Below are 22,315 nucleotides of genomic sequence, written 5' to 3' on the forward strand. Positions count from 1 at the left end.
TGGACTGATGGTGGGCACGGCGCGGACGCGCCTTTGTCCACCCTACAGCACCTGTGCTGACGCTAGGCCGCCGACTTGCCCTCGAACGCGCGGCGCAGGACATCCACGTCGAGCTTCACCATCTTCATCATGGCCTGCATCGCGCGTGCGGCAGCCGCCCTGTCGGGACTCGACAGGAACTCGAACATCACCTTCGGCACCACCTGCCAGGCCACGCCCCAGCGATCCCTGAGCCAGCCGCACTGCTCTTCCTTGCCACCATGGGACAGGAGGGCATTCCAGACGCTGTCGACCTGGGCCTGATCGTCGCAATGGATCATCAGCGAGATCGCGTGGGTGTACTCCATCTTCATGCCGCCGTTGAGGGCGACCAGGGGCTGCCCGGCCACCGTGAACTCGACGACGAGCACGGAGCCTGTCTTGCCGGACGGGCCGTCCGAAACGTTGCGCTGAACGTGCGTGATCTCCGAGTTCGGAACGAGCGACACGTAGAATTTCGCGGCGTCCTCGGCATCGCCGTTGAACCACATGCAGGGCACGACCTTTGACATCTTGAATGTTCCACTTCAGTTGCGATGTTCGCGGGCTTCGATCAGGCGTTCGCCCTCTCGGGCTGCGCGGCGAAGGCTGCCATGTCCAGCCAGTTCACACCCCACATATGGCCGTCCGGATCTTCGAAGCTGCGGCCGTACATGAAGCTGAATTCGTCCTTCGGGCTGGGATCGGCCACCCCGCCCGCGGCTTGCGCCCTGCCGACGATGTCGTCGACCTCGTCGCGGCTGTCCGCGGACAGGCAGAACAGCGCCTGGTTCGAGATCTTGGCATCAGCGATCGGCTTCGGCGTGAACTGGCGGAATTTGTCGTGGGTCGTCAGCATGGCGAAAATGGTCTCGGAGAAGACCATGCAGCTGGCCGTATCGTCGCTGAATTGGGGATTCCTGACCGCGCCGATCGCCTCGTAAAAGGCCGTCGCGCGCTTGAGGTCAGTCACTGGCAAATTGACGAAGATCATCCTGGGCATCGGAAGCTCCTTGGGGGTTCTGCCCAAGGACGGATGGCCCTGCGGCCACCCGACACAGCTTCCGAATATTTTTTGGACCATGAACTGCGGGGTTCCGTCGCACCGAACCTTGCGCGATCTCAGGGCCTACTTCTTCTCGTTCGGATCCCGGTGAATGGGATCGACCCACAGCACGGTCTCGGGCTTCTCGACCGGCTCGATGTCGAGATTGATCGCAACCGCCTCGCCGTCGCTGCGCACCAGGACGCATTCCAGCACCTCGTCCGGGCTGGCGTTGATCTCCTGATGCGGCACGTAGGGCGGCACGAAAATGAAATCGCCGGGGCCGGCCTCCGCGGTGAATTGCAGGCTCTCGCCCCAGCGCATCCGCGCCTTGCCCTTCACCACGTAGATCACGCTTTCGAGATGGCCGTGGTGATGCGCCCCGGTCTTGGCGTCGGGCTTGATGCTGACCGTGCCCGCCCACAATTTCTGCGCGCCGACGCGCGCGAAATTGATCGCGGCCGCGCGGTCCATGCCTGCCGTCGACGGCACGTTCGTATCGAGCTGGTTGCCGGGAATGACGCGCACGCCGTCATGCTTCCAGCGATCGTCGTGATCGTGGTCATGGTGGGAATGCGAATGATCATGGCCGGTCATGGGACTTGCTTTCTGTTGGTTCCGTGCGGGCGAAGCTAACCAAAGCGGGCCTATCAAGCCATAGCCAAAATCGGAACTCTCGTAGCCCTCAGGGGTTGTCCCCGCGAGCAAACTGGAAGGAGAGTTTCATGGGTAGCACCAGCGACAAGATCAAGGGCAGCGCCAACGAGGTCATCGGCAAGGCCAAGCAGGGTATCGGCGAAGCCACTGGTTCCGAGCGTCTGCAGGGCGAAGGCGTGGTCCAGGAAGTGAAGGGCAAGGGTCAGAAGGCCATGGGCGATGCCAAGGACGCCGCGAAGGAAGCGATTGATCGCGCCGCCGGGGCGGCGAAGCGCGCGGCCGATTGACGGACCTCGCACTGAAAACGGAAAGACCGGCCGAAAGGCCGGTCTTTTTGTTTGCTGGGCTATTTCACCGCGAGCAATTCGACGTCGAACATCAAGGTCGCGTTCGGCGGGATCACGCCGCCGGCGCCGCGCGCGCCATAGCCAAGCTGCGGCGGAATGATCAGCGTGCGCTTGCCGCCGACCTTCATCGAGGCAACGCCCTCGTCCCAGCCGGCGATGACGCGGCCCTTGCCGATCGGGAATTCGAACGGCTCATTGCGGTCGACCGACGAGTCGAATTTCTTGCCCTTCTGGCCGTTCTCATAGAGCCAGCCGGTATAATGCATCACGCAGATCTGGCCGGGCTTGGGCGAGGCGCCGGTGCCGGCAACGCTGTCGGTGATCTGCAAGCCTGAAGCTGTTGTCATGGTCTTTCCTGCGGTCTGGGCCGAGGCCGTGGTGGAAGCGAAATCGGACACGCTGGCAATCATCGTGATCGCGAGTGCCGACATGATGGCGAGGAGCACGCGCTGGGAACGCTGCATTAGACACCTTCCGTTTGAGGCGGGAGGTGTCTAGCGCAACGAGGGTCTGGTTTCCAGCCCTCAGGCCTCGATCAATAGCCCAGCGCGCAGCCGTCCTTTCGCGGATCGGAACCGCCGGTCAGCGTCCCCTTGTCCCAGTCGATCCAGATCGCCTGGGCGCCGCCGAGCGGGCCGACCACGCTGGTGGTCTTGTGGCCGAGCTTCTTCAGACCTTCGACGATGTCAGCCGGCACGCTGTCCTCAAGCTGGTATTGACCCTCGTAGTGCAGGCCGCGCGGCATGTCGATCGCCTCCTGGACGTCGCAGCCATAGTCGAGAATGTTGGTCACGACGTGGGTCTGGCCGACCGGCTGATACTGTCCGCCCATCACGGCGAACGGCATCACGGACCGGCCGCCCTTGGTGAGGAGGCTCGGCATGATCGTATGCAGCGGACGCTTGCCGCCCTCGATGCAGTTCGGATGGCCGGGCTGGATGCGGAAGCCACCGGCGCGGTTCTGGAGCAGCACGCCGGTCTTGTTGGAGACGATCGCCGAGCCAAAAGAATGCGCGATCGAATTGATGAACGAGCAGACGTTGCGGTCCTTGTCCACGACCGTGATGTAGATGGTCGAGGGATTCATCGGCGGCGCAACGTCAGGCAGGTCGAGCATGCCGTCCAGACGGATCTTGCTAATGTACTCGTCGGCAAAGCCCTTTTCGAGCATCTCGGCGACGTTGATCTTCATGTGGTCGGGAGAAGCGACATGCATCTCGCGGTTCATGTAGGCGATGCGCGCAGCTTCGGCTTCGAGATGGAAGCGCTCGACGCTGAGCGGGGCGAACTTCGTCAGGTCGAACCGCGACAGGATGTTGAGCATCAAGAGCGCGGTGACGCCCGGGCCGTTCGGCGGGCACTGCCAGACGTCGTAGCCCTTGTACATGGTGCCGATCGGCGTCGTCGTCTCGGTGGTGTGCGCGGCGAAATCGTCGAGCGTGTGCAGGCCGCCGATGCCGCGCAGGGTCTCGACCATGTCTTCCGCGATCGGACCCTTGTAGAAGGCGTCGCGGCCGTCCTTGGCAATCGCACGCAGCGTCTTGCCGAGCTCGGCCTGACGGATGATGTCGCCGGCCACGGGCGGCTTGCCATGCGGCAGCAAATAGCGCTCGGTGTTGGTGCCACCCTTCAGCTTCCCGAACTGGTTCTTCCAGTCGAAGGCGATGCGCGGGGCGACGACGTAACCTTCCTCGGCCGCCTTGATCGCGGGCTGCAGCAGCCGGTCGAAGCCGAACTTGCCGTGGTCGCGCAGGACGGTCGCGAAGGCGTCGATCACGCCGGGGATCGAGACCGCATGGGCCGAGGTCAGCGGCACGGAATTGATCTTGCGCTCGAGATACCAGTCGGCATTCGCCGCCTTCGGCGCCCGGCCGGAGCCGTTATAGGCGATGATCTTGCCCTCGCCGCGCGGCTGGATCAGCGCGAAGCAATCGCCGCCGATGCCGGTCGATTGCGGCTCGATCACGCCGAGGATCGCCGAGCCCGCGACAGCCGCATCCACCGCCGTGCCGCCCTCGCGCAGCACCTCGATCGCGGCCAGCGAGGCCTGCGGATGCGAGGTCGCCACCATCGCGTTGGTGGCGTGGACCGTGGACCTGCCGGGAAAATGGAAGTTTCTCATCGAATTCTTGCTCTCGTTAGGCTCTGGTCCGTTGGCGCGGATAGTGGAAAAACCGGGCCTACATGACACATTCCGGCCCGCCGGGGCAATGCTGGCATACCAGGGAAATGGCTGCCATCCGCTGGGCGTATAGACTTTTTGCAGCCTGGCGCCGAGCGGGTTTTCCAGGCGCCGGCCGCCTGCTAAACGAGCCGCCATGATCCACAAGGTCGCCGCCTTCTACCAATTCGCCGCCCTGCCCGATTACCGCGAGCTGCGCGAGCCGCTGCGCGCATTCTGCGCCGGCCTGAGGCTGAAGGGCAGCGTGCTGCTCGCGCGGGAGGGCATCAACGGCACGGTCGCGGGCGCACCGAAGTCGATCGACGCTCTCGCCCACGAGCTCGCGCACGGGGCCATGTTCGGCGGCAGGCTGGACCATCTCGAATTGAAGTTCTCGACCGCCGAGACCATGCCGTTCGGCCGGCTCAAGGTGCGGCTCAAGAAAGAGATCGTCACGCTCGGCGACGAAGCCGCCGATCCGACCCGACAGGTCGGTACCTATGTCGATGCAGCCGACTGGAATGCGCTGATCGCGGCGCCCGACACGCTGCTGCTCGACACCCGCAACGCCTTCGAAGTGGCGATGGGCACGTTCGACGGCGCCGTCGATCCTGATATCAAGAGCTTTGGCCAGTTCAAGGATTTTGCCGCGGTCAAGCTCGATCCGGCAAAGCATCGCAGGATCGCTATGTTCTGCACCGGCGGCATCCGCTGCGAGAAGGCCAGCGCACATCTGCTCGCGCGCGGCTTTGCCGAGGTCTTTCACCTCAAGGGCGGCATCCTCAAATATCTCGAAGAGGTGCCGGAGGCGCAGAGCCGCTGGCGCGGCGAATGCTTCGTGTTCGACGAGCGCGTCGCGCTCGGCCATGGTTTGCGAGAAACCGGCTTGCGGGAACGGGACAAGGACACGCCACGTGACGAATGAGATCAAGGCTCTCGGCGAGCGCGTCGACGCGCTGGAAGCGCGCCTCGCCTATCAGGACGACACGATCGAGACACTGAACCAGACCATCACCGCGCAGTGGAAGCAGATCGACGCCCTGACGCGCAGGATCGCGGAGATCGGCCAACGGCTGCAGGAGGCCGAGGCGAATGCGCCGGGAGCCGCCAATGAGCGCCCGCCACATTATTGAGCGGCGCTACTGACCCGACGCCCTGGGCAGCAGGCTGGTCACCTCGCCCGACATCATCAGCCGGTTGCGGCCGGCCTCCTTGGCGGCGTAGAGCGCCTGGTCGGCGGCCTCGACGAGCGAGACCACGCCGGCCGTGCGCTCCAGCGCCGGCCGGCAGGTCGCTCCGCCGAGCGAAGCCGTGACGCAGCGTGACGCCCGGTTGCTGGTGTGGACGAGGCCCGCATCGCGGATCGCCCGTCGAATCCGGTCGCCGATGCGCGCGCAGCCCGCGGCGTCCGTGCTCGGCAGCAGCATGGCGAATTCCTCGCCGCCGTAGCGTGCCGCCAGATCGCCGGGGCGGTGCGCCTCGGCCGCGATGATCTGCGCCACCTGCCGGAGGCAGGCATCGCCCGCGGGATGGCCATATTCGTCGTTGTAGGACTTGAAGTGATCGACGTCGATCATCAGCAAAGAGAGGCTGGAGCGGTCGCGATAGGCGCGCGCCCACTCTTCCTCCAGTCGTTCGTCGAAGCGACGGCGATTGGCGAGCCCGGTGAGACTGTCCTCGATTGCGAGCGTTTCAAGCCGGGTCTCCAGCTTCTTCTGCTCGGTGATGTCGCGCGAGATCGCGACCACGCCGTCGACGCGGCCATTCTCCTTGCGGGTCACCCGCATGGTCGATTCGAGCCAGACTTCGGAATTCTGCCGGTGCACGTTGCGATAGGTGACGCGCGCCTCCTCCGTGTCGCCGCGCTTCATGGCATCGACAAGGGCCTGGACCTGCGGCCGATCGTCTTCATGAATGCCGGCGAGCGCGAGCGTGCCGATCAGTTGATTGGCCCGCCAGCCGACGACGCGAACCGAGGACGGCGAGACATAGCGCAGCCGCTCGTCGAGCCCGATGCGGGTCACCATGTCGCTGGACCCTTCGGCAAGCAGCCTGAAATGCGCTTCCTTCTCGACCAGCGCGGCGGCCATGCGCTGGCCCCGCTGCAATTGCCGCACCAGGACCGCGCCGATGATTGCGATCAGCATGACCAGCGCGAGCACGTAGAGCATGCGTGAGATCGCCGCAGTGCGCCAGGGAGCCAGCAGTTCGTCCTTGTCGACGGTGGCTAGCAGGACCAGCGGATAACGACCGCTGCGCTTGAAGAAGCTGACGCGTTCGGCGCCATCGAGCGGCGACTTGAAATGATAGGCGCCGCTCGGCCGTTGCAGGCCGGCGTCGCGGAACAGCGGCGTATCGGCAACGTTGCGACCGACGAATTTCTCGTTGCTCGGGTTGCGCGCGATGATCAGGCCGTCGCCGTGCATCAGGGCCACCGAGCTGTTGCGGCCGATCTCGAACTGTTCGTAGAAATGCGAGAGATACTTCGAGCTGATGGTCGCGAGCACCACGCCGCCGAAGCTGCCGTCCGGCTTGTTGAAACGGCGCGACAGGGTGACGATCCACTCGCCGTCGAGCAGGCTCTTCACGGGACGGCCGATATGAGGATCCCGCTTCGGCGAGAGCTGGTGATAGCGAAAGAACGCGTCGTCGCTCAGCGTCGAGCCGATCGTGCCGGGCGAGGTCAGCCAGTTGCCGTGGTCGTCGATGATGGCGAGGCTGTGGACGCGCTCCATCGCCTTCTTGCGCGCCTCCAGCAGGTTTCTGAGCTTGGCGATCGTGGCCGGCTCGGTGCCGTCCATCTCCAGCCGGCTGACGACGCCGACCACGCCGGAATCCAGCAGGTCGAGGCTGTCCTCGGCATGCTGCGTCAGCGAGCGCGCAACGTTCGCCATCTCGGTCTCGGCGCCCTTGAGCACCGCGTCGCGCGCCGCCCATTCCCGCCAGCCGCTGACGCCCAGGATGGTCGCGCAAGTGAGCACGACGAAAGCCGCCGCCCGCAGCGGCAGACGGCTCCATCCGGCTCTCTGTGTGGCGACGCTCATCCGGCAGAAATCTCCGATCGTTCGGAACTTCTGCCGCTTCTGTTATTGAACCCTGAAACGCCCGCCGACATTCGCAGGGATATGCGGCTTTTCCCGTACTCCTACGGACTGCAGCGTCGCTGGATCGCTAACAATGCGTTAGCGACCCTATCGGAAACCGGCGTCCCCGCCGCTAGCTGAAGATGGCCTTAACCTTGTCCCAGAGCGAGGGATTGTCGGCATCCGCGTCGGCCTTCGACGGCGTCGGCTGGGCTGCGCTCACGGGATCGGAGGCCGGGAAGGTATCTTCCAACCCGGTATCCAGCTTGGCGTGACGATCAGCGACGAGCGCCTCGTGCAGATCGTCGGCGTGCTTGTCATGCGGCGCGGGGTTGAACGTCTCAGCCATGGTCTCGTCCTCCATTGGCTGGTCAACGCGGGCCAATTGCGCTGGTTCCCCTGTTCCGCTCGGGGCCGCGGCAGTGTATCAGGAGCCTCAACCTCCTTCAGGACCGTTCGTGCCCCAATCCGCGACAAGCCCCTTCATCGACGTCCTCTCCGGCCAGCGGCAAGCCATTCCGCCGGTGTGGATGATGCGGCAGGCCGGCCGTTACCTGCCGGAATATCGCGAGGTGCGCGCCAAGGCCGGCGGCTTCCTCGATCTCTGCTTCAACCCGGAACTTGCCGCCGAGGTGACGCTGCAACCGATCCGGAGATTCGGCTTCGATGCGGCGATCATCTTCTCCGACATCCTCGTCATCCCCTATGCGCTCGGACGTTCCGTGCGTTTCGAGGTCGGCGAAGGCCCCCGGCTCGAGCCGCTGGATGATCCCGCCAAGGTCGCCACGCTGGCGCCGCGCGCCGACTTCGGCAAGCTCGCGCCGGTATTGGAGGCGCTGCGGATCGTGCGCGGCACGCTCGATCCCGGGACCGCGCTGATCGGCTTCTGCGGCGCGCCGTGGACAGTGGCGACCTACATGGTCGCCGGCCAGGGCACGCCGGACCAGGCACCGGCGCGGATGATGGCCTACCGGCATCCGCAGGCGTTTGCAAAAATCATCGACGTGCTGGTCGAGAACTCGATTCAATATCTGCTGGCGCAGCTCGATGCGGGCGCGAATGCCTTGCAGATCTTCGACACCTGGGCCGGCGTGTTGCCGCCGGCCGAGTTCGCGCGCTGGTCGGTCGAGCCGACGCGTCGCATCGTCGAAGGCGTACGCGCCAAGGTGCCGGATGCCAAGATCATCGGCTTTCCCCGCGGCGCCGGCGCGCAATTGCCCGGCTATGTCGAGGCGACCGGCGTCAACGCCGTCAGCATCGACTGGACCGCCGAGCCGGCCTTCATCCGCGAGCGGGTGCAGAGCCGCGTCGCCGTGCAGGGCAATCTCGATCCACTGGTGCTGATCACGGGCGGCGCGGCGCTCGACCGCGCGGTCGACAATGTGCTGGCGAATTTTGCGCAGGGCCGCTTCATCTTCAATCTCGGCCACGGCATCCAGCCGGAGACGCCGATCGGCCATGTCGAGCAGATGCTGAAGCGCGTGCGGGGCTGACCGGTCCCGGCCTCCAAGGGGCCGGGCATAAAAAGCGCGAAAACAACCCCATGCACAGTAGACAAATAATTGAAAAGTCTGGGCTGGCATGGACGCCACCCGCGCGCGTTTGACACGTCGGGCAAAACAGGCGCACGATGGCATGATCGCAGATCGTGACTTCGCAGGCATGCCGGGACGCCGTTGGGACGCAGCCATTGGCAGCCCATCATGGAACAACCGCCCTGCAAACTGCCGGCTCGAAACCTTCGAGAATCTCACGGGCGCGCTTTATTGAAAAATTGTGTGTCGCCCGATCGAACGACGGGCTTCCCCGCATCATGTAACCATGGCGCACTCCGGGAAAGATGTGCAGTTCGACGTTTTCCATGCGCGCCGCTAAATCACGATACGCCTCCAGCACCTCGAACGGCGCGCGATTGTCCTCGTCGCCCCAAATGAGACAGACTTGCCGGCGAACCCCGACAAGTTCGTGAAGATAGTCCAGCATCTGGGATCCGTGGCAGCAGATGCCGGCGGCATAGCCAAGTCGCTTCGGCCCGAGGATCGCATACGGACCTCCGTAGCAAAACCCCATGACCGCCGCCTGGCCATTGAATTGCGGGAGTGTGCCGAGGTGTCTCAAGGTGTCGGTCATGTCGTCTTCGCCGGCTCTGATTTGCTCAAGGCGCGGCTGCGCGCGCTGAGCCGCGCGCGGGTCGTTCCGCGAAAGTGGGCCGGAAATCGAACGCCAGAACAGATCCGGCACCGCGACGATGAAGCCGTATGCCGCAAGCTCGTCGGCGATTGCGAGCATGTCGGCATCCACGCCATGAATGGCGGAAGCAAGCACAATGGCAGCAACCGGCCTTTCAGACTCGGGCGTGACCAGATAACAATCGAACGCGCCGCCGCCTTTCGCGCAAATATTGCTGAACTTCCCTTGCATGTCGAATCCGACACTTCGTTTGAGGTGCGGCGGCCAATGCCTGGTCCGGCTGGGGATGCGCGGTACGGAGATCGCGACTATCCAAGACGTCGCCGCGCTATTCCGGCCGGATCTTCGCGAGGCTGATCACTTTGGCCCACTTCTCGGTTTCACCGGCCATTAGCTTGCCGAAATCGCCGGGCGAGCCGCCGAGTGTCGTCGCGTCGAGACTACGAAGGCGCATCCTGAACCCGGGATCGGCCAGAGCGGCGTTGGTCTCGTTGTTGAGCCTCTCGATGATCTCGGCAGGCGTGTCTTTCGGCGCCCCGATGCCGAACACCGAACTCGCCTCGTAACCTGGCACGATTTCGCCGATGGCCGGAACAGCCGGCAGGGCTTCGGATCGCGCTGCCGTCGTTATTCCGAGCGCGCGCAGCTTGCCGCTCCGGATGTACCCGATCGATGGCGCCAAGTTCACAAAGACGACCTGTACCTGCCCGCCGAGCAGATCCGTGATCGCGGGCGCCACGCCTCGATAGGGCACATGCTGAAGATCGAGCCCGCCGGCTTCCTGTTTGAACAGTTCCGCAGCGATATGGGTGATGCCCCCCACGCCGCCCGAACCATAGGAGAGTCTCCCGGGATTGGCTTTGGCATAGGCGATGAACTCTGGAATTGTATCGGCAGGAACCGACGGGTGTATCACCATCACCAGGGCGCCACGGGTCAGACTCGCGACCGGCGCAATATCCCGCAGGAAATTGAAATCAAGATTTTCATAAAGCGTCGCATTGATCGCGTTGGGAGAACCGACCAGCAGCAGAGTGTAGCCGTCCGAAGCCGCACGCACGACCGCATCAGTGGCGATATTGCTCCCTGCTCCGGGCCGGTTCTCGACGATGAATTGCTGGCCGAGCCGCTCCGCACACCATTGCCCGACCAGACGCGCAAGGATGTCATTTGGACCGCCCGCGGCGAAGCCGACCATGATACGTACCGGCCGCGACGGGTAAGTATCGGCCCGAGCCAAGCCCGACAGCAGAGGTGGCGCAGCCATGCCCACCGCAAGGTGCAGAAATTGACGTCGGGAGGGCGTCATAGGCATTGCTCCGTCGAACCTGCACCGGCGCCGGCTCTCTTCAGCGGGGTGAGGATAATTGATGTTGTCATAAGCGCATAAGGCTATTGTCTGATGAGATCATCTCAAAACGGAAATGGGTGCTCTCATGCAGATGAGCGATCGCATCGGAAAACGAATGAAGCTGCACGACCTGCATGTGCTCATGGCGGTGGTGCAGGCTGGCAGCATGGGCAAGGCGGCGCTCGTGCTCAATACCACCCAGCCTAATATTTCGAGATCGATCGCGGAGCTCGAGCATGCGTTCGGCGTCCGCTTGCTGGATCGCCACCGGCGAGGGATCGAGCCGACCGAGTGCGGCCGCGCCCTGCTCGATTGCGGTGCCGCCGTTTTCGACGAACTACGCCGCGGCGTGAAGAGCATCGAATATCTGGCCGACCCCACCGCCGGAGAGGTGCGGATTGGAAGCACGGCTTTTCTGGCGGCCAGCTTCGTCTCCGCTCTCATCGATCGGCTCTCCCGGCGTCATCCGGGGATCAGATTCCAGCTCGTGACCGGCTACCTGGAGACACTCCACCGCGATCTGAGCGAGCGCAAAGTCGATCTGTTGTTCGTGAGGAGCAGCGGCTCGATGACTGACGAGCGGTTGCATTTCGAATTTCTTTTTGAAGATCGCTATGTCGTCGCGGCGGGTGCCAAAAATCCCTGGACCCGGCGGCGCAACATCCAGCTCTCGGATCTGGCGGAGGAACGTTGGGTGCTTCCACCGCGGGAAAGCGTGATCGGATCAATCATCACGCAAGCCTTTAGCGCCGGCGGATTTGAGTATCCACGCGCCACGGTGGTCACCGATTCCCCCCATATGCGGGTCAGCTTGCTGGAGACCGGGCGGTTCATCACGGTTTTTCCGTCCTCCGCACTGAATTTCCTGACCAGGGGGGCCGCGCTCAAGGTCTTGTCCGTCGAATTGCCGGCGGCACGTCGACCGAACGGGATGGTCACTATCAAGGATCGCGCCGTCAGCCCCGTTGTGCAGCTTGTCGTAGACAGCGCCCGTAAGCTCGCAAGGCCAATGGCGAAATGAGAGTGGGACAAGCCGGATGTCTGCTTGTGCCCGACCACGACGTACGGCGATGCCGCACGCCAACCTGGTCGCCGTGGCTGCAAGGCGGACGTTGCCTCACTCCACTGGACTTATGGGGACACGGATCAGCGCGGCCGGCTGCGCTCGATGATCTCGGCGGCGCCCTTGTCCAGCAGATCCAGTCCGACCGCACGGCCGAGCTCACGCGGGCGATTGGCGGGGCCTGCGCGCGAGGCTTCGATGATGGTGTTGCCGGAGAGATCGAGCACGGATGCGGTCAGCGACATCTGATCGCCGGCGATGGTCGAAAAACCCGCCACCGGCGAATTGCAGTGACCGTTGAGGACCCAGAGCACCTCGCGCTCGGCATCGGCGCAGGCATGGGCTGAGGGATCGTCGATCGACGACAGGACTTTTCGCGTTTGCCAGTCCTGCGCGGCGCATTCGACGGCGACGATGCCCTGCCCCGCCGCGGGCAGCATCTCCGCCGCCGTAAACTCGTAGGCGATGCGGCTGGAAAGGCCAACGCGATCGAGGCCCGAGCGCGCCATGATCAACGCATCGGCAGGCCCTACCGCGCCGCCATCCGGCAGCTTCTGCTTCTCGCCATTGTCGAGCTTTCGCACGCGCGTATCGGCGGCACCGCGGAAGTGGATGACCTTCACATCGGGAAACAGCCGCCGCGCATAGGCCGCGCGGCGCACGGCGTTGGTGCCGATCTTGAAACCCTTGCCGCGGGACTGGCGCAACGCCTGCAGCGTCACGCCATCGCGCAGCACCAGCGCGTCATTGGGTGGATCGCGCGACAGCGTGGCGCCGATCACGAGGCCAGGAGTGTCTTCGTTGCCCGGCATGTCCTTCAGCGAATGCATCGCGGCCTGGAGTTCGCCTGACAGCACCGCGGCACGGATCTGCGCCACGAAAGCGCCGCCCTTGCCGCCATGCGGCAGCAGCTTGCTGGTCTGGTCGAGATCGCCCGTGGTGTCGAACTTGACGATCTCGACATCGAGACCGGGCACGGCGGCGGTCAGGCGGCGCGCGATCTCTTCCGTCTGTGCCAGCGCCATCGCGCTCTTGCGTGTGCCGATCTTGAATCGCGTCGCCAAGCCGTCTGCTCCTTCTGGCGCAGGTTTACCGCGCATCCTCCAATATCATGTCGGAGGCCTTTTCGGCGATCATGATGATCGGCGCATTGGTGTTGCCCGAGACCAGATCCGGCATGACCGAGCCGTCGACGACGCGCAGGCCCTCGAGCCCCCTCACCTTCAGCCGCTGGTCCACCACCGAAAGCGCATCATTGCCCATACGACAGGTCGAGGTCGGATGGTAGATGGTGCTGCCGCGCTCGCGGCAGTAATCGAGCAGCTCCGCATCCGTGGATACCTTCGCCCCGGGATCGTACTCGCCAGCCACGAACGGCTTCAGCGCCGGCGCATTCAATATCTTGCGCAGGATCTTCAGACCTTCGACGTTGGTGGTACGGTCGGTCTCGGTCGACATGTAGTTGATGCGGATCTCCGGCGGCACGGTCGGGTCCGCGCTCCGGATGCGCAAGGACCCGCGGCTTTCGGGGCGGAGTTGGCACACCGAGGCCGTGAAGCCGGAAAAATCATGCAGCTTCTCGCCCATCTTGTCGGTCGAGAACGGCAGGAAGTGCACCTGGATGTCGGGCGAGGCCAGCCGCGGACTGGTCTTGAAGAACGCACCGGCCGTGCCGGCCGCGATGGTCAGCCAGCCCTTCCGGAACAGCGCGTAGCGCGCGCCGGCCAGCGCGCGGCGGAGCGGATGATTGACGGTGTCGTTGAGCGTGATCTTCTGCGAGCAGCGCATCACGACACGGACCTGCATGTGGTCCTGCAGATCGTGGCCGACGCCCTTCGCGTCCAGCACGACATCGATGCCGTGCTGGCGCAGCAGATCGGCGGGACCGACGCCGGAAAGCTGCAAGAGCTGCGGCGAGTTGTAGGCGCCGCTCGACAGCACGATCTCCTTGCGCGCACGTGCGCGGCGCACGGTCGCGCCTTGCCTGTATTCGACGCCGACCGCGCGGCGGCCCTCGAACAGCACGCGCTGGCCGAGCGCCTCGGTTTCGATCTTGAGATTGCCGCGGGTCTTCGCCGGGCCGAGATAGGCCACCGACGTCGAGGCGCGGCGGCCATTGCGGGTCGTGGTCTGGAACAGGCCGACGCCTTCCTGCGTGGCGCCGTTGAAATCAGGATTGTAGGGCAGGCCGTTTTCGACCGCGGCATCGATGAAGGCCTTCGACAGCGGATCGGTCACGACCATGTTGGATACCGGCAGCGGGCCGCCGCTGCCGTGATATTGATCGGCGCCGCGCGACTGGTTCTCGGCCTTCTTGAAATAGGGCAGCACGTCGTCATAGCCCCAGCCGGTGTTGCCGAGCTGACGCCAGCGGTCGTAGTCCTCGTGCTGGCCGCGGACATAGAGCAGGCCGTTGATCGAGCTCGATCCGCCCAGGGTCTTGCCGCGCGGCTGGAACACCTGGCGCCCCTTCAGCTCGGGCTCCGGCTCGGTCTGGTACATCCAGTTGACGGTCTTCTCCTTGAAGAGTTTGCCGTAGCCGAGCGGCACGTGGATCCAGATGTTGGAATCCTTCGGGCCGGCCTCGAGCAACAGCACACTGTGCTTGCCGTTCGCCGACAGACGGTTGGCGAGCACGCAGCCGGCGGAGCCAGCGCCAACGATGATGTAGTCGAATTCGGGATCAGACGGTGCGAGGGAGGAATTTGCGGTCATCTATTGCCAGGGCCTGTACCTATAAACGTGACATGTCTGCTTCCAAGGGTGAAGCAGACTTAGGCGGCCCATTCCAGTCATTTCGCCTTTCGACCTCTGAGTGGACCAAGACATTGGTTGGGGCAGCTCGAGGGATTCATGCAGGTAGGTTGACATTTGTGGGTCGGGCTGGCGAATCAGATTCTTTTGGCGCGCGACACATCTTTGATATAGGCTGTTTATTCAGCCGCGAGCGGGGCAGTTCCGAAAGCCCGTTTATTCCAAGCGGCATATTGCCCACGGCGGGGTTTCGTCTCTCGGTCAACGCGATTCTGACCGCTGATTGCGCCTTAGTGACATGAACATTCCCCGAAAGGAGGAAGTCACCATGCACTTATCGCGTCGAAGCGGCCAAGAACCTCATCGAAGCCCCTAGCACTTGCCGCATTCAGAACAGATATTTTTGATGAGGTCATCATGTCGGAGACATTTGAATTCTTGCTGTCGTGTGTCGCGCTTGCGACGTGGCTGATGCTTCTCTTCGCGATCGTGAGCGAGGCACTCAAGCCGGTATCAAAGAGCACCCGCCGACTGTCCGAGGAGGCTTTTAAGGCCAAAGTGAAGTGATCGGGCTACATTTTTCGGTCGAAACTGAAGCGGCCCGCCCCAGTGACGAAGATCAACATCGCGCCTCCCATGATCGAGATGTTCTTCAGAAAATGATTGTATTGACCAATCTGCTGCGCACCGGCCGGATACTCCCAGTAGCGGTGTGCAATGGCAGTTGCCACCAGTACGAACATAAATGTCAGCACTGCGCAGAAGCGCGTACCGATGCCCAATACCAGGCTAATGGATATCAATATTTCCAGTGCGATGTTCGTCGCCGTGAACAGCTCGGGTGCTGGAAGGTTCAGCGACCTGGAATAGCCGACGGAGCCGCTGAAGTTGAATATTGCTCCGTAGGCGCTTCCGACGAATACCCACGCAAGTAGGATTCGGCCGACCAAGAGCAGTGCATCAGCTTTACTTGTGGCGAACTCATCTACCGGCCGTGAGTAAAAATTGGATTTCATTGGCAAAGCCTCCGTTGTTGTCCAACACGGCTGAAAACGTTTGCGGGCTGAGAGTAACGTATCACGAATGGCGGAACGGCATGAAGCGGCTCTACCAGCTCTTCGGCGTGCCGCAAACCGCTTCGTCGTTCGTCTGCCAATGACCGACCGGTAGCGGACGTCAAGGGCTCGGCGCAGCAACCCTGCCTTCGCATTTGTGACCCGAAATAGGCCGAGGCCTGGGGAATGCTCACGACAAGCAGACCCGTTCGAGTTGGACTAGGCACGGACGCGGAGCGTACCGACCTTCATGGTGAGCTCTTAGCCAGTGTTCCTGACCGCCTCAGCTAGAACGGCGTAAAGTTGCTGCTTGCTCAATTCCCTCGGCCGCTGCCTCTCTGCTGTGCTCCGCGACACGGTCTTTGCGACTGTACGTGCGGAGGCGGCCGACGACAACGGCCTTAGCTTCGGGGGCGGCCTGATCGTGGGTCTTGCTGTTGGCGGCTTGTGGCCACGCTTCAGGCCCAAACGGGTCAGCATGCCGCAGACCGCGTTACGGCTACACCCGAGACAGCGCGCAATCTGCGCCGCGCTCTGTCCTGCGGCCCAGAGCCTTTTGAGCAGCGCCACGTCTTTCGCACTCCAGCCCATGGGAGCCATTATAGCGCTGACTGCCAGACACCGGCTAGTCTAGTCTTCGTCCGGCTCGCGTATGACGGCCGGTTCGTCGGAGTCATGTTCCACTTCGTCGTCCTCTTCGTCCTCCTCGTCTTCATCAGGATCTCGGGGCGGCATCACGGCGCCCAAAGCCACGAGCGGCGTCCAGACGATCGCCGTGGTGAAAAATGTTTCGAAGGTGTGCTGCTTCATGTTGTTGTTGCTCCTCGAAAAAGCTTGCGCAGCCGAATATTCCTGACGGACAACATCCGGATATCCAGGGCGCGATCGCTCCAACGCGACGGCGATCAGATCGGCTGCAGCGGCAAGGGGCGCCCCCATGCAACTGGCGGCGTTTACGAATACTTCAAGCCCGAGGACGCATCAGTTCTATATTCACCAGAACTTCACCGGCAGTGATTTCAGGATCTCCAAGATCGAGGTCAAGCAGACTTGCCTGAACAAACTCCAGGATCTTGGTGTTCGCTGCATTCGCGCTTTCGCGGTCCTCGAATATCATCACGGCGACACCAACGCCGTCGCCCCCATCCAGCACGTAGTAGGATCTGAATCCGGGCGATTGCCTCAGGATCTGACCGATGCCGCTCTTGGCGCGGCGAGCAGCGTCTGCAACCGAACGAACCTTGGTGTACTTGCGAATGACGATGTACATGAGGTCACCACGCGTTACGGTTTCCGCCCCACGCATCAAAGCATAGCGGGTCCCAGTTGGGCCCTACTTTCAGGATGCGTCACAAACGCCGGCCGGGGAGCCGCGCGACGCACCTTCTCCAGTGCGCCAACCTCGCCCCGCAAGCGGGGCGAGGTGCCGAGGCTCAGGAATCCTCGAACTTGAACGATACGTTGAGCTTGGCGCGATAGGCCTCTACTTTTCCCTTCGCATCCAATTGCATATCGAGCTTGACGACCTCTGCAATGCGAAGATCCCGGAGAGATTTTGCAGCCAGCTCGACCGCATTGGCGGCCGCCTTCTCCCATGAGTCGTTGCTGGTACCGATCAGTTCAATGACCTTGTAGACGCTATCAGGCATGTCGTCCTCCTGTTCGGTATGAAGCAGGAAGCAGGTGCTCCTGCCGTTGTGAAATCTAGCATCATGATATCGGCGCTGATACGACGCGATACGGTCTCGGACGTCGCGCCGGGCCGATAAGGGATAAACTGCATTTCGCGGGGAGGGCGGCTTTCGGCCCTTTTCGGACGTGCCCGACTTCGCCGATGATGCCAGATCATTGTAACAGACAAGACCTGATCTGCGACACTTAGCCCTCCGGTATCCCCGCCAGACGCGTGCCGGATCGCGCCGCTATGTCTAAGATGTTGGCCGACTGTGAAGTACCTTACGTCCCCGTGTTCTTGGCCCGGGCTAAGATGGCCACGGCTTCGGCTTCTTACTTTGAAGGAGGCATCCGATGCTCGCGATAATCAAATGGAACTCCCGATATAATGCGCGCGAATGGGTGATGATGGCTGGGACACTGGTCGTCCAACTCAGCGCACTGAATGCAAAACGACAGAAGGGTGAAAACAAACCAGGGCGGCCACCCTGGAAACACTTCGACGACACTCATCATTGGGACTCAACCGCGGAGGAATGGGTCCCCAACCATGACGTAATCGTGCAACGCACCAGGCGTCCCGCAGGCCGCGTTTAGAGACTTCAAGATCCCTCTCACTCACGACGCTGTCGAGCGGTGCGGTCGCGTTCAAGTAGCAGGATCGGGAGGGTGAGTTCCTGCCGGCCGCTTGAGTGCCGCCACCGCCGACGACAGTGGCACGTCAGCCAGGCGGCGCGCCCCATGAGGTCACGCGCAGCAAAAGCCTCCAAGCCCAATGTGGGTAGCGCCACGGCGCAGGAATCGATCGATCAAGAAGATGAGGTCTTACAATGCAAGCTTACTATCTGCCGCGGCTGCAAGTAGGAGAAGAGCGGAGAATTTGAACCTCTTGCCCGTGGGAGGTACGCGCGACCTGGACGTTCAAAATCCAGGGCAAATGAGCTCGGCGACCACCAGCACGAAACCGATGAGGCGCAAAACCAAGCTTGCGACTGCGATGGCCACGAGCAAGAGGCCAAGCCGGAAGACTGGTGCACCGCGCACGATCATGCGCGGAGGCGTAGTGCCTCGACCAGCGACTTGAACGCACGGGCATATTCCGCGCCCGCCCTTGCGATATCCGCGCGCCCGGCGCAGGCGACCGCGGCCTCCGTCACCGCGCCGAGCAGCAGCCGAGCCAGCGGTTCGACCGGCTGCCGCGCGATCAGCCCGGCCTCCATCGCGGCCGAGAGCGCACGCGGCAGCTTGCCGCCGAAATGCCGCGCGTCGATCTCGCGCCAGCGTTCCCAGCCGAGCACGGCCGGACCGTCGCGCAGGATGATCTGGCCGGTCGGCCCCTTGGCGGTCGCCGCGAAATAATGCTGGGTGCCGGCGACCATCGCGGCGAGCACATCCTTCTCGGCCCGCGCGGTGCTGTCGATCTCGGCAACGAGATCGCGCGAGACAAGATCGAACACGGCCTCGAACACCGCCTCCTTGGTCTTGAAGTGGTGATAGACCGCGCCCTTGGCGATGCCGGCTCCCTGCGCGATCTCGTCCATGGTGGTGGCGGCGAAGCCCTGCGTCCCGAACAGGCGGCGCGCCGCCGTCAGGATCGCCTCCGATGTCGCGGCCCGCCGCTCCGCCTGTTTCGCCATGGCTCTCGTCTAGTCCAATTCCGCACGGGCGGCCAGTTGACTTTTTGACTATCGGTCGGTATTTACCGACCATCAGTCGGTTTGAATCGTGAGGTGCACCATGCCGAGCCGTGAGATCGTCGAAGCTTTTGCGAAGCGGCTGGAGGACGGGGATTTCGTCGGGGCGATCCTGGACTACTACACCCCGGACGCCGCAACCCATGAAAACCAGGCCGAACCCATGGTCGGGCGCGACAAGCTCGCGGCCAAGGAGCGCGGCGTGCTGGCAGCCTTCAAGGAGGTCAAGGCGGTGCGGATCGGGCCGAGCCTGATCGAAGGCGACAACGTCGCCACGCGCTGGAAATTCAGCTTCACCAATGCCGAAGGCGTCACGCGGACGCTCGAAGAGATTGCCTGGCAGACATGGCGCGGCGATCAGCTGATCGAGGAGCGATTCTATTACGATCCGAATCAGTTGGGGCGGTGAGCGATCTCCTGCGGATTTTCGGCTGCAACGAGCCTCGCCGTCGCTGTTGAGGCCTATTTCGTCACAATTCGCCGTCGGCGTTACCGTGCCGGTGGGTTGCCGTTGGTGAAATCGAAAACGTCAGCCAGGTATTCCAGCCCACTGTCGCTCCGTTCAGCTCACCTTCTTCGCCGGCGGAAGCTTCCACGAGCCATCGATGATCGAGGGGTCCTTCTCGCTCGGCCAGTACAGCCGCATCATCAGAACGAAGTCGCCGGAGGGCGCCGGAAGCCAGTTGGACTCCTTGTCCTTGCCCGGCGATTCATTCTGAATGTAGAGATCGGTCGATCCGTCCGGATTGGATTGCAGATTTTGGCGCGCGCTGATCGAATAGCGGTCGATCGGATTGGCCACGAAGAAATACTCGCCGTTGTACATCGTCACCGACCAGAAGCCGAGCGCTGGCGGAAGCTGGCCCTTGGCAAAGTGCATGACGTATTTGTTCGCGCCGCTGTATTTCCGGTCGTCCGCGTCCTTCTGCGAAGTCGGATAGACGGCATCCTGCGGCCGGTTGGCGCCGAGTCCAATGGCGGTGACGAGCGCCCGCATCAGGTAGTCAGTACCGTAGATGCCGGTTTTGGTCGTAAAGGCCCAGCCGTTCTCATCCTTGACGTCCTTGTTGACCTTGAACTGGAGCATGATCCGGTCAAAGCCGACCTCGGGCACGCGCTTGACGAAATCCGCCTTGAGCTTGCTCGCGTCGAAATCCTGTCCCGGCACGATACCGATCCGGGCGAATTTGGCGAGCTGCGGTGCATCCGCGGTCGCAGGCGGATTGTTCTTCATCAGCTTGCAGAGCAGTGTGAAATAGGCCACCGCGTCCATGCGGTTGACCTGCTCGCGCGCCGCCGTCTTCATGTCGAGGGACGGATCAACCGTGCCCGCCGGCGGCGTGTACGGCTTGCCGTAGGCGCTCAGCGGCACCAGCTTGAATTCGTCCTGGAGTTTGTGGACCTCGGCGTAATCCTCCGGCGTTCCGGTGCAATAGATACGGCCGAGCAGCCAAACGATGCTTGTAGGCGATTTGTACTCCGTGACGCCGGCCGGCAATTCGCCTTTCCAACCAGGGCCCGTGATCGCGCAGGTTTGCGCGCCGGTGCCAGTGGTCCGCTTGCCCGGAACCTGGAACACCGTAGTCCAGCCGTCCAGCATCGGAAATAGCGCGTAACGGTCTTTCATGTCAGGGATCGTGAGCACCCACGGCTCATTGCCGACATCGAAGAACGCAGTCGTGTAAAGCGTGTCAGCATTCGGCGCCGTCACGTCGCGGAAGGACGCGTCGGGATATTTGCGCAGCTTGATGATCTGGCCCATCGGTGCCCGCGTCCCGACCGGTGCCGCGACGTTGGTGATGATTCTCCGCGTCATCTCCATCGTCACCAAAGGGTAGCCGAAGATATAGGCGTCGGTGGCGAGTGCGAACTCCTCAAGTCCTTCGCCGATGCCGAGGAATTCACCAAGCTCGGCACGAGCTGATGTGGCCATGGAGGCGCTGGCGAGCAGGCTCATACCGCCAATCGTTGCATTGCGACGGGTGATGTTCATGGAAACAAACTCCGTTGGGTTGAACCCTAAAAATCCTTTGATCTTGCCAAGTCGGTCAGTTCGTCTTGATCTGCGTCAAGCGTGCGCAGACCGCCGCAGGCGCGCGAGAGAACGTGCAACATTTTCTGCACAAGACGCCGTAAGGGCGTCAGCAGAAATCAAGACCGGTGCGCTGGAATTAGTTGGCTGTATGCGTATCGTGAAAAGGCGACGTCGAAGAAAGGTCTACCTCTACGAGTGCCACGCTAGCACGGAAGCCGAGGGCCAGCCATGGTGTTTATCTTGTGCCTCTGCATCGTCGCGATGTGGCTCGCATTCTCGGAGCACAAGCTGCTGCCTGGTTGTTCGAAGTGCCGGGTCGTGTGAGAAAGGAAACGGAACGTAAGAGTCGCTTCCGTTCAGCGGCACGGTTGATGGATACCAGCTTCCATATCGGGCCCGCAACCTTAGTGCTCTCGCTGGAGAGACAATCTCCTTCATTCCCCTTGATTCAGATCAATACGATCCAAACTCGATTGTCGTCCCATGAAATTACTTCAGTAAGATCTCACCCGGGGAGTTCTGCTGCATGAAGATTTTACTTGTATCCTTGGCGATGATAGGCGGCCAAACAGCAATTCCAGTCAGCGAACGCGTCCCTCAACTCAATGTCGAGGCAACCTGCAAAGCAACCGTAGCCACTGACAAGGCGATGGCCCTGGATCTGCCGCAGACTTACGACGACTGCATGCGCGACGAAAATTCCGCGCTGCAACAGCTTCATTCCGTATGGCTCACGAATTCCGAAAGCCTTCGAAACCGATGCGAAGGCGAAGCAACAGCTGGCGGCAATGACAGCTATGTTGACCTGCTTACCTGCATGCAAATGGCCGATTGGGCGAAATCGACGCCGGACGCTCCAAAATTGAGGGGAGCGAGCAAGAACCGAAACAAGCTGTGAGATGGCGCCGCCGGACTTCTCCGTTTCTGACGAAGTTCGCGGCGTTCTGATCGTCAGCTGACAGGCGGGCCCTGGTGTCCATGCAGTCGGCGCTGTGACGCCAAACAGGCGATTATCATTATCGTCCATCCGGTCCAGCAAGCTTCAGCGCCCCAAGTCCGCGACCGCGGCAACGCCGGCGGCGCGCATTTGTATCGATTTGTTATCGATACTGCCGCTTGGACACGCAGAAGTGGTCGCGGCGATGCCGGCCGGGTGAGATAATTCATAGTTCGTCAAAGGTTTGCAGC

26 protein-coding genes are annotated in these 22,315 nt (G+C 62.5%); 8 read left to right on the forward strand and 18 right to left on the reverse strand.

The window, feature by feature from the left end; translation table 11 throughout:
• Positions 1 to 62 precede the first annotated feature (62 nt).
• The 3 genes from JQ572_RS32920 to JQ572_RS32930 all read right to left on the reverse strand — a co-directional run bounded on the left by JQ572_RS32920 (position 63) and on the right by JQ572_RS32930 (position 1,660).
• Positions 63 to 551 (reverse strand): VOC family protein, encoded by a 489-nt coding sequence (locus tag JQ572_RS32920; RefSeq protein ID WP_211386997.1) that lies wholly within the window; start codon positions 549 to 551, stop codon positions 63 to 65.
• Between the two features lie 41 nt (positions 552 to 592).
• Positions 593 to 1,021: a VOC family protein gene (locus JQ572_RS32925; protein WP_211386998.1), complete on the reverse strand. Its 429-nt coding sequence runs from the start codon at positions 1,019 to 1,021 to the stop codon at positions 593 to 595.
• 126 nt (positions 1,022 to 1,147) lie between these two features.
• Positions 1,148 to 1,660 (reverse strand): cupin domain-containing protein, encoded by a 513-nt coding sequence (locus JQ572_RS32930; protein ID WP_007606929.1) that lies wholly within the window; start codon positions 1,658 to 1,660, stop codon positions 1,148 to 1,150.
• A gap of 128 nt (positions 1,661 to 1,788) precedes the next feature.
• Here JQ572_RS32930 and JQ572_RS32935 point away from each other — a divergent pair, with 128 nt between their 5' ends.
• Positions 1,789 to 2,007, forward strand: a complete 219-nt coding sequence (locus JQ572_RS32935; RefSeq protein WP_211386999.1) for a CsbD family protein — start codon at positions 1,789 to 1,791, stop codon at positions 2,005 to 2,007.
• 59 nt (positions 2,008 to 2,066) lie between these two features.
• Here JQ572_RS32935 and JQ572_RS32940 read toward each other — a convergent pair whose 3' ends face one another.
• Positions 2,067 to 2,531 carry an FKBP-type peptidyl-prolyl cis-trans isomerase gene (locus tag JQ572_RS32940; RefSeq protein ID WP_211387000.1) on the reverse strand — a complete coding sequence of 155 codons (465 nt, stop codon included), beginning with the start codon at positions 2,529 to 2,531 and terminating at the stop codon, positions 2,067 to 2,069.
• Between the two features lie 71 nt (positions 2,532 to 2,602).
• Positions 2,603 to 4,189 (reverse strand): gamma-glutamyltransferase, encoded by a 1,587-nt coding sequence (gene ggt / locus JQ572_RS32945; RefSeq protein WP_211387001.1) that lies wholly within the window; start codon positions 4,187 to 4,189, stop codon positions 2,603 to 2,605.
• Positions 4,190 to 4,385: 196 nt separating this feature from the next.
• Between ggt and trhO the strand changes: the two genes are divergently transcribed.
• Both trhO and JQ572_RS32955 read left to right on the forward strand, forming a co-directional pair.
• A complete protein-coding gene (gene trhO, locus JQ572_RS32950; protein WP_211387002.1) occupies positions 4,386 to 5,153 on the forward strand; it encodes an oxygen-dependent tRNA uridine(34) hydroxylase TrhO in 768 nt (255 codons plus the stop codon).
• The gene (locus JQ572_RS32955; protein WP_256807873.1) at positions 5,143 to 5,361 is read left to right on the forward strand and encodes a SlyX family protein; all 219 of its coding nucleotides are present in this window, start codon (positions 5,143 to 5,145) and stop codon (positions 5,359 to 5,361) included. Before trhO ends, JQ572_RS32955 begins: the two co-directional genes overlap by 11 nt.
• A 6-nt stretch (positions 5,362 to 5,367) precedes the next feature.
• On the opposite strand, the gene JQ572_RS32960 is transcribed toward JQ572_RS32955, so the two are convergent.
• Entirely contained in the window at positions 5,368 to 7,272 is a 1,905-nt protein-coding gene (locus JQ572_RS32960) for a sensor domain-containing diguanylate cyclase (protein ID WP_211387004.1), read from the reverse strand.
• 172 nt (positions 7,273 to 7,444) lie between these two features.
• On the reverse strand, positions 7,445 to 7,660 hold the full coding sequence (locus JQ572_RS32965) for a hypothetical protein (protein WP_211387005.1): 216 nt from the start codon (positions 7,658 to 7,660) through the stop codon (positions 7,445 to 7,447).
• 109 nt (positions 7,661 to 7,769) lie between these two features.
• Between JQ572_RS32965 and hemE the strand changes: the two genes are divergently transcribed.
• Positions 7,770 to 8,804 (forward strand): uroporphyrinogen decarboxylase, encoded by a 1,035-nt coding sequence (gene hemE / locus JQ572_RS32970; RefSeq protein WP_211387006.1) that lies wholly within the window; start codon positions 7,770 to 7,772, stop codon positions 8,802 to 8,804.
• Positions 8,805 to 9,012: 208 nt separating this feature from the next.
• Here the strand turns inward: hemE and JQ572_RS32975 are convergent, their stop codons facing one another.
• Positions 9,013 to 9,732, reverse strand: a complete 720-nt coding sequence (locus JQ572_RS32975) for a dienelactone hydrolase family protein (protein WP_211387007.1) — start codon at positions 9,730 to 9,732, stop codon at positions 9,013 to 9,015.
• A 97-nt stretch (positions 9,733 to 9,829) separates the two neighbouring features.
• On the reverse strand, positions 9,830 to 10,810 hold the full coding sequence (locus JQ572_RS32980) for a Bug family tripartite tricarboxylate transporter substrate binding protein (protein ID WP_211387008.1): 981 nt from the start codon (positions 10,808 to 10,810) through the stop codon (positions 9,830 to 9,832).
• Positions 10,811 to 10,967: 157 nt separating this feature from the next.
• Here JQ572_RS32980 and JQ572_RS32985 point away from each other — a divergent pair, with 157 nt between their 5' ends.
• Positions 10,968 to 11,873, forward strand: coding sequence for a LysR family transcriptional regulator (locus JQ572_RS32985; RefSeq protein ID WP_211387009.1), 906 nt, complete (start codon positions 10,968 to 10,970; stop codon positions 11,871 to 11,873).
• 125 nt (positions 11,874 to 11,998) lie between these two features.
• Here JQ572_RS32985 and hemC read toward each other — a convergent pair whose 3' ends face one another.
• Both hemC and JQ572_RS32995 read right to left on the reverse strand, forming a co-directional pair.
• Positions 11,999 to 12,979 carry a hydroxymethylbilane synthase gene (hemC, locus tag JQ572_RS32990; protein WP_211387010.1) on the reverse strand — a complete coding sequence of 327 codons (981 nt, stop codon included), beginning with the start codon at positions 12,977 to 12,979 and terminating at the stop codon, positions 11,999 to 12,001.
• Positions 12,980 to 13,004: 25 nt separating this feature from the next.
• Complete coding sequence (locus JQ572_RS32995; RefSeq protein WP_211387011.1) at positions 13,005 to 14,630, reverse strand: GMC family oxidoreductase; 1,626 nt, start codon at positions 14,628 to 14,630, stop codon at positions 13,005 to 13,007.
• 456 nt (positions 14,631 to 15,086) lie between these two features.
• Here JQ572_RS32995 and JQ572_RS33000 point away from each other — a divergent pair, with 456 nt between their 5' ends.
• Positions 15,087 to 15,236, forward strand: a complete 150-nt coding sequence (locus JQ572_RS33000; RefSeq protein WP_211387012.1) for a hypothetical protein — start codon at positions 15,087 to 15,089, stop codon at positions 15,234 to 15,236.
• A gap of 5 nt (positions 15,237 to 15,241) precedes the next feature.
• Here JQ572_RS33000 and JQ572_RS33005 read toward each other — a convergent pair whose 3' ends face one another.
• The 6 genes from JQ572_RS33005 to JQ572_RS33030 all read right to left on the reverse strand — a co-directional run bounded on the left by JQ572_RS33005 (position 15,242) and on the right by JQ572_RS33030 (position 19,035).
• Positions 15,242 to 15,685: a DoxX family protein gene (locus JQ572_RS33005; RefSeq protein WP_249129639.1), complete on the reverse strand. Its 444-nt coding sequence runs from the start codon at positions 15,683 to 15,685 to the stop codon at positions 15,242 to 15,244.
• Between the two features lie 300 nt (positions 15,686 to 15,985).
• Positions 15,986 to 16,324 carry a GcrA family cell cycle regulator gene (locus JQ572_RS33010; protein ID WP_349643122.1) on the reverse strand — a complete coding sequence of 113 codons (339 nt, stop codon included), beginning with the start codon at positions 16,322 to 16,324 and terminating at the stop codon, positions 15,986 to 15,988.
• 30 nt (positions 16,325 to 16,354) lie between these two features.
• On the reverse strand, positions 16,355 to 16,534 hold the full coding sequence (locus JQ572_RS33015) for a hypothetical protein (protein WP_211387014.1): 180 nt from the start codon (positions 16,532 to 16,534) through the stop codon (positions 16,355 to 16,357).
• Between the two features lie 154 nt (positions 16,535 to 16,688).
• Entirely contained in the window at positions 16,689 to 16,994 is a 306-nt protein-coding gene (locus JQ572_RS33020; RefSeq protein ID WP_211387015.1) for a hypothetical protein, read from the reverse strand.
• A 163-nt stretch (positions 16,995 to 17,157) separates the two neighbouring features.
• Complete coding sequence (locus tag JQ572_RS33025; RefSeq protein ID WP_211387016.1) at positions 17,158 to 17,373, reverse strand: dodecin family protein; 216 nt, start codon at positions 17,371 to 17,373, stop codon at positions 17,158 to 17,160.
• 1,071 nt (positions 17,374 to 18,444) lie between these two features.
• Positions 18,445 to 19,035: a TetR/AcrR family transcriptional regulator gene (locus JQ572_RS33030; protein ID WP_211387017.1), complete on the reverse strand. Its 591-nt coding sequence runs from the start codon at positions 19,033 to 19,035 to the stop codon at positions 18,445 to 18,447.
• Positions 19,036 to 19,135: 100 nt separating this feature from the next.
• On the opposite strand from JQ572_RS33030, the gene JQ572_RS33035 reads away from it, so the two are divergent.
• Positions 19,136 to 19,501 carry a nuclear transport factor 2 family protein gene (locus JQ572_RS33035; RefSeq protein ID WP_211387018.1) on the forward strand — a complete coding sequence of 122 codons (366 nt, stop codon included), beginning with the start codon at positions 19,136 to 19,138 and terminating at the stop codon, positions 19,499 to 19,501.
• 153 nt (positions 19,502 to 19,654) lie between these two features.
• Here the strand turns inward: JQ572_RS33035 and JQ572_RS33040 are convergent, their stop codons facing one another.
• Complete coding sequence (locus tag JQ572_RS33040) at positions 19,655 to 21,085, reverse strand: DUF1254 domain-containing protein (protein WP_211387019.1); 1,431 nt, start codon at positions 21,083 to 21,085, stop codon at positions 19,655 to 19,657.
• Positions 21,086 to 21,653: 568 nt separating this feature from the next.
• Between JQ572_RS33040 and JQ572_RS33045 the strand changes: the two genes are divergently transcribed.
• Entirely contained in the window at positions 21,654 to 22,025 is a 372-nt protein-coding gene (locus JQ572_RS33045; protein ID WP_211387020.1) for a hypothetical protein, read from the forward strand.
• Positions 22,026 to 22,315 lie beyond the last annotated feature (290 nt).

Source organism: Bradyrhizobium sp. SZCCT0153, from assembly GCF_018129995.1.
Classification (GTDB): domain Bacteria; phylum Pseudomonadota; class Alphaproteobacteria; order Rhizobiales; family Xanthobacteraceae; genus Bradyrhizobium; species Bradyrhizobium japonicum_G.

Coding starts and splice junctions, on each gene's coding strand:
- JQ572_RS33025 (WP_211387016.1), bottom strand. CDS start 17,373: ATGCCTGATAGCGTCTACAAGGTCATTGAACTGATCGGTACCAGCAAC.
- JQ572_RS32960 (WP_211387004.1), bottom strand. CDS start 7,272: ATGAGCGTCGCCACACAGAGAGCCGGATGGAGCCGTCTGCCGCTGCGG.
- JQ572_RS32940 (WP_211387000.1), bottom strand. CDS start 2,531: ATGCAGCGTTCCCAGCGCGTGCTCCTCGCCATCATGTCGGCACTCGCG.
- JQ572_RS32995 (WP_211387011.1), bottom strand. CDS start 14,630: ATGACCGCAAATTCCTCCCTCGCACCGTCTGATCCCGAATTCGACTAC.
- JQ572_RS33000 (WP_211387012.1), top strand. CDS start 15,087: ATGTCGGAGACATTTGAATTCTTGCTGTCGTGTGTCGCGCTTGCGACG.
- JQ572_RS32925 (WP_211386998.1), bottom strand. CDS start 1,021: ATGCCCAGGATGATCTTCGTCAATTTGCCAGTGACTGACCTCAAGCGC.
- JQ572_RS33040 (WP_211387019.1), bottom strand. CDS start 21,085: ATGAACATCACCCGTCGCAATGCAACGATTGGCGGTATGAGCCTGCTC.
- JQ572_RS33015 (WP_211387014.1), bottom strand. CDS start 16,534: ATGAAGCAGCACACCTTCGAAACATTTTTCACCACGGCGATCGTCTGG.
- ggt (WP_211387001.1), bottom strand. CDS start 4,189: ATGAGAAACTTCCATTTTCCCGGCAGGTCCACGGTCCACGCCACCAAC.
- JQ572_RS32920 (WP_211386997.1), bottom strand. CDS start 551: ATGTCAAAGGTCGTGCCCTGCATGTGGTTCAACGGCGATGCCGAGGAC.
- trhO (WP_211387002.1), top strand. CDS start 4,386: ATGATCCACAAGGTCGCCGCCTTCTACCAATTCGCCGCCCTGCCCGAT.
- JQ572_RS32985 (WP_211387009.1), top strand. CDS start 10,968: ATGAAGCTGCACGACCTGCATGTGCTCATGGCGGTGGTGCAGGCTGGC.
- JQ572_RS33045 (WP_211387020.1), top strand. CDS start 21,654: ATGAAGATTTTACTTGTATCCTTGGCGATGATAGGCGGCCAAACAGCA.
- JQ572_RS33005 (WP_249129639.1), bottom strand. CDS start 15,685: ATGAAATCCAATTTTTACTCACGGCCGGTAGATGAGTTCGCCACAAGT.
- JQ572_RS32980 (WP_211387008.1), bottom strand. CDS start 10,810: ATGACGCCCTCCCGACGTCAATTTCTGCACCTTGCGGTGGGCATGGCT.
- JQ572_RS33010 (WP_349643122.1), bottom strand. CDS start 16,324: ATGGCTCCCATGGGCTGGAGTGCGAAAGACGTGGCGCTGCTCAAAAGG.
- JQ572_RS33020 (WP_211387015.1), bottom strand. CDS start 16,994: ATGTACATCGTCATTCGCAAGTACACCAAGGTTCGTTCGGTTGCAGAC.
- JQ572_RS32965 (WP_211387005.1), bottom strand. CDS start 7,660: ATGGCTGAGACGTTCAACCCCGCGCCGCATGACAAGCACGCCGACGAT.
- JQ572_RS32930 (WP_007606929.1), bottom strand. CDS start 1,660: ATGACCGGCCATGATCATTCGCATTCCCACCATGACCACGATCACGAC.
- JQ572_RS33035 (WP_211387018.1), top strand. CDS start 19,136: ATGCCGAGCCGTGAGATCGTCGAAGCTTTTGCGAAGCGGCTGGAGGAC.
- JQ572_RS33030 (WP_211387017.1), bottom strand. CDS start 19,035: ATGGCGAAACAGGCGGAGCGGCGGGCCGCGACATCGGAGGCGATCCTG.
- JQ572_RS32975 (WP_211387007.1), bottom strand. CDS start 9,732: ATGCAAGGGAAGTTCAGCAATATTTGCGCGAAAGGCGGCGGCGCGTTC.
- JQ572_RS32935 (WP_211386999.1), top strand. CDS start 1,789: ATGGGTAGCACCAGCGACAAGATCAAGGGCAGCGCCAACGAGGTCATC.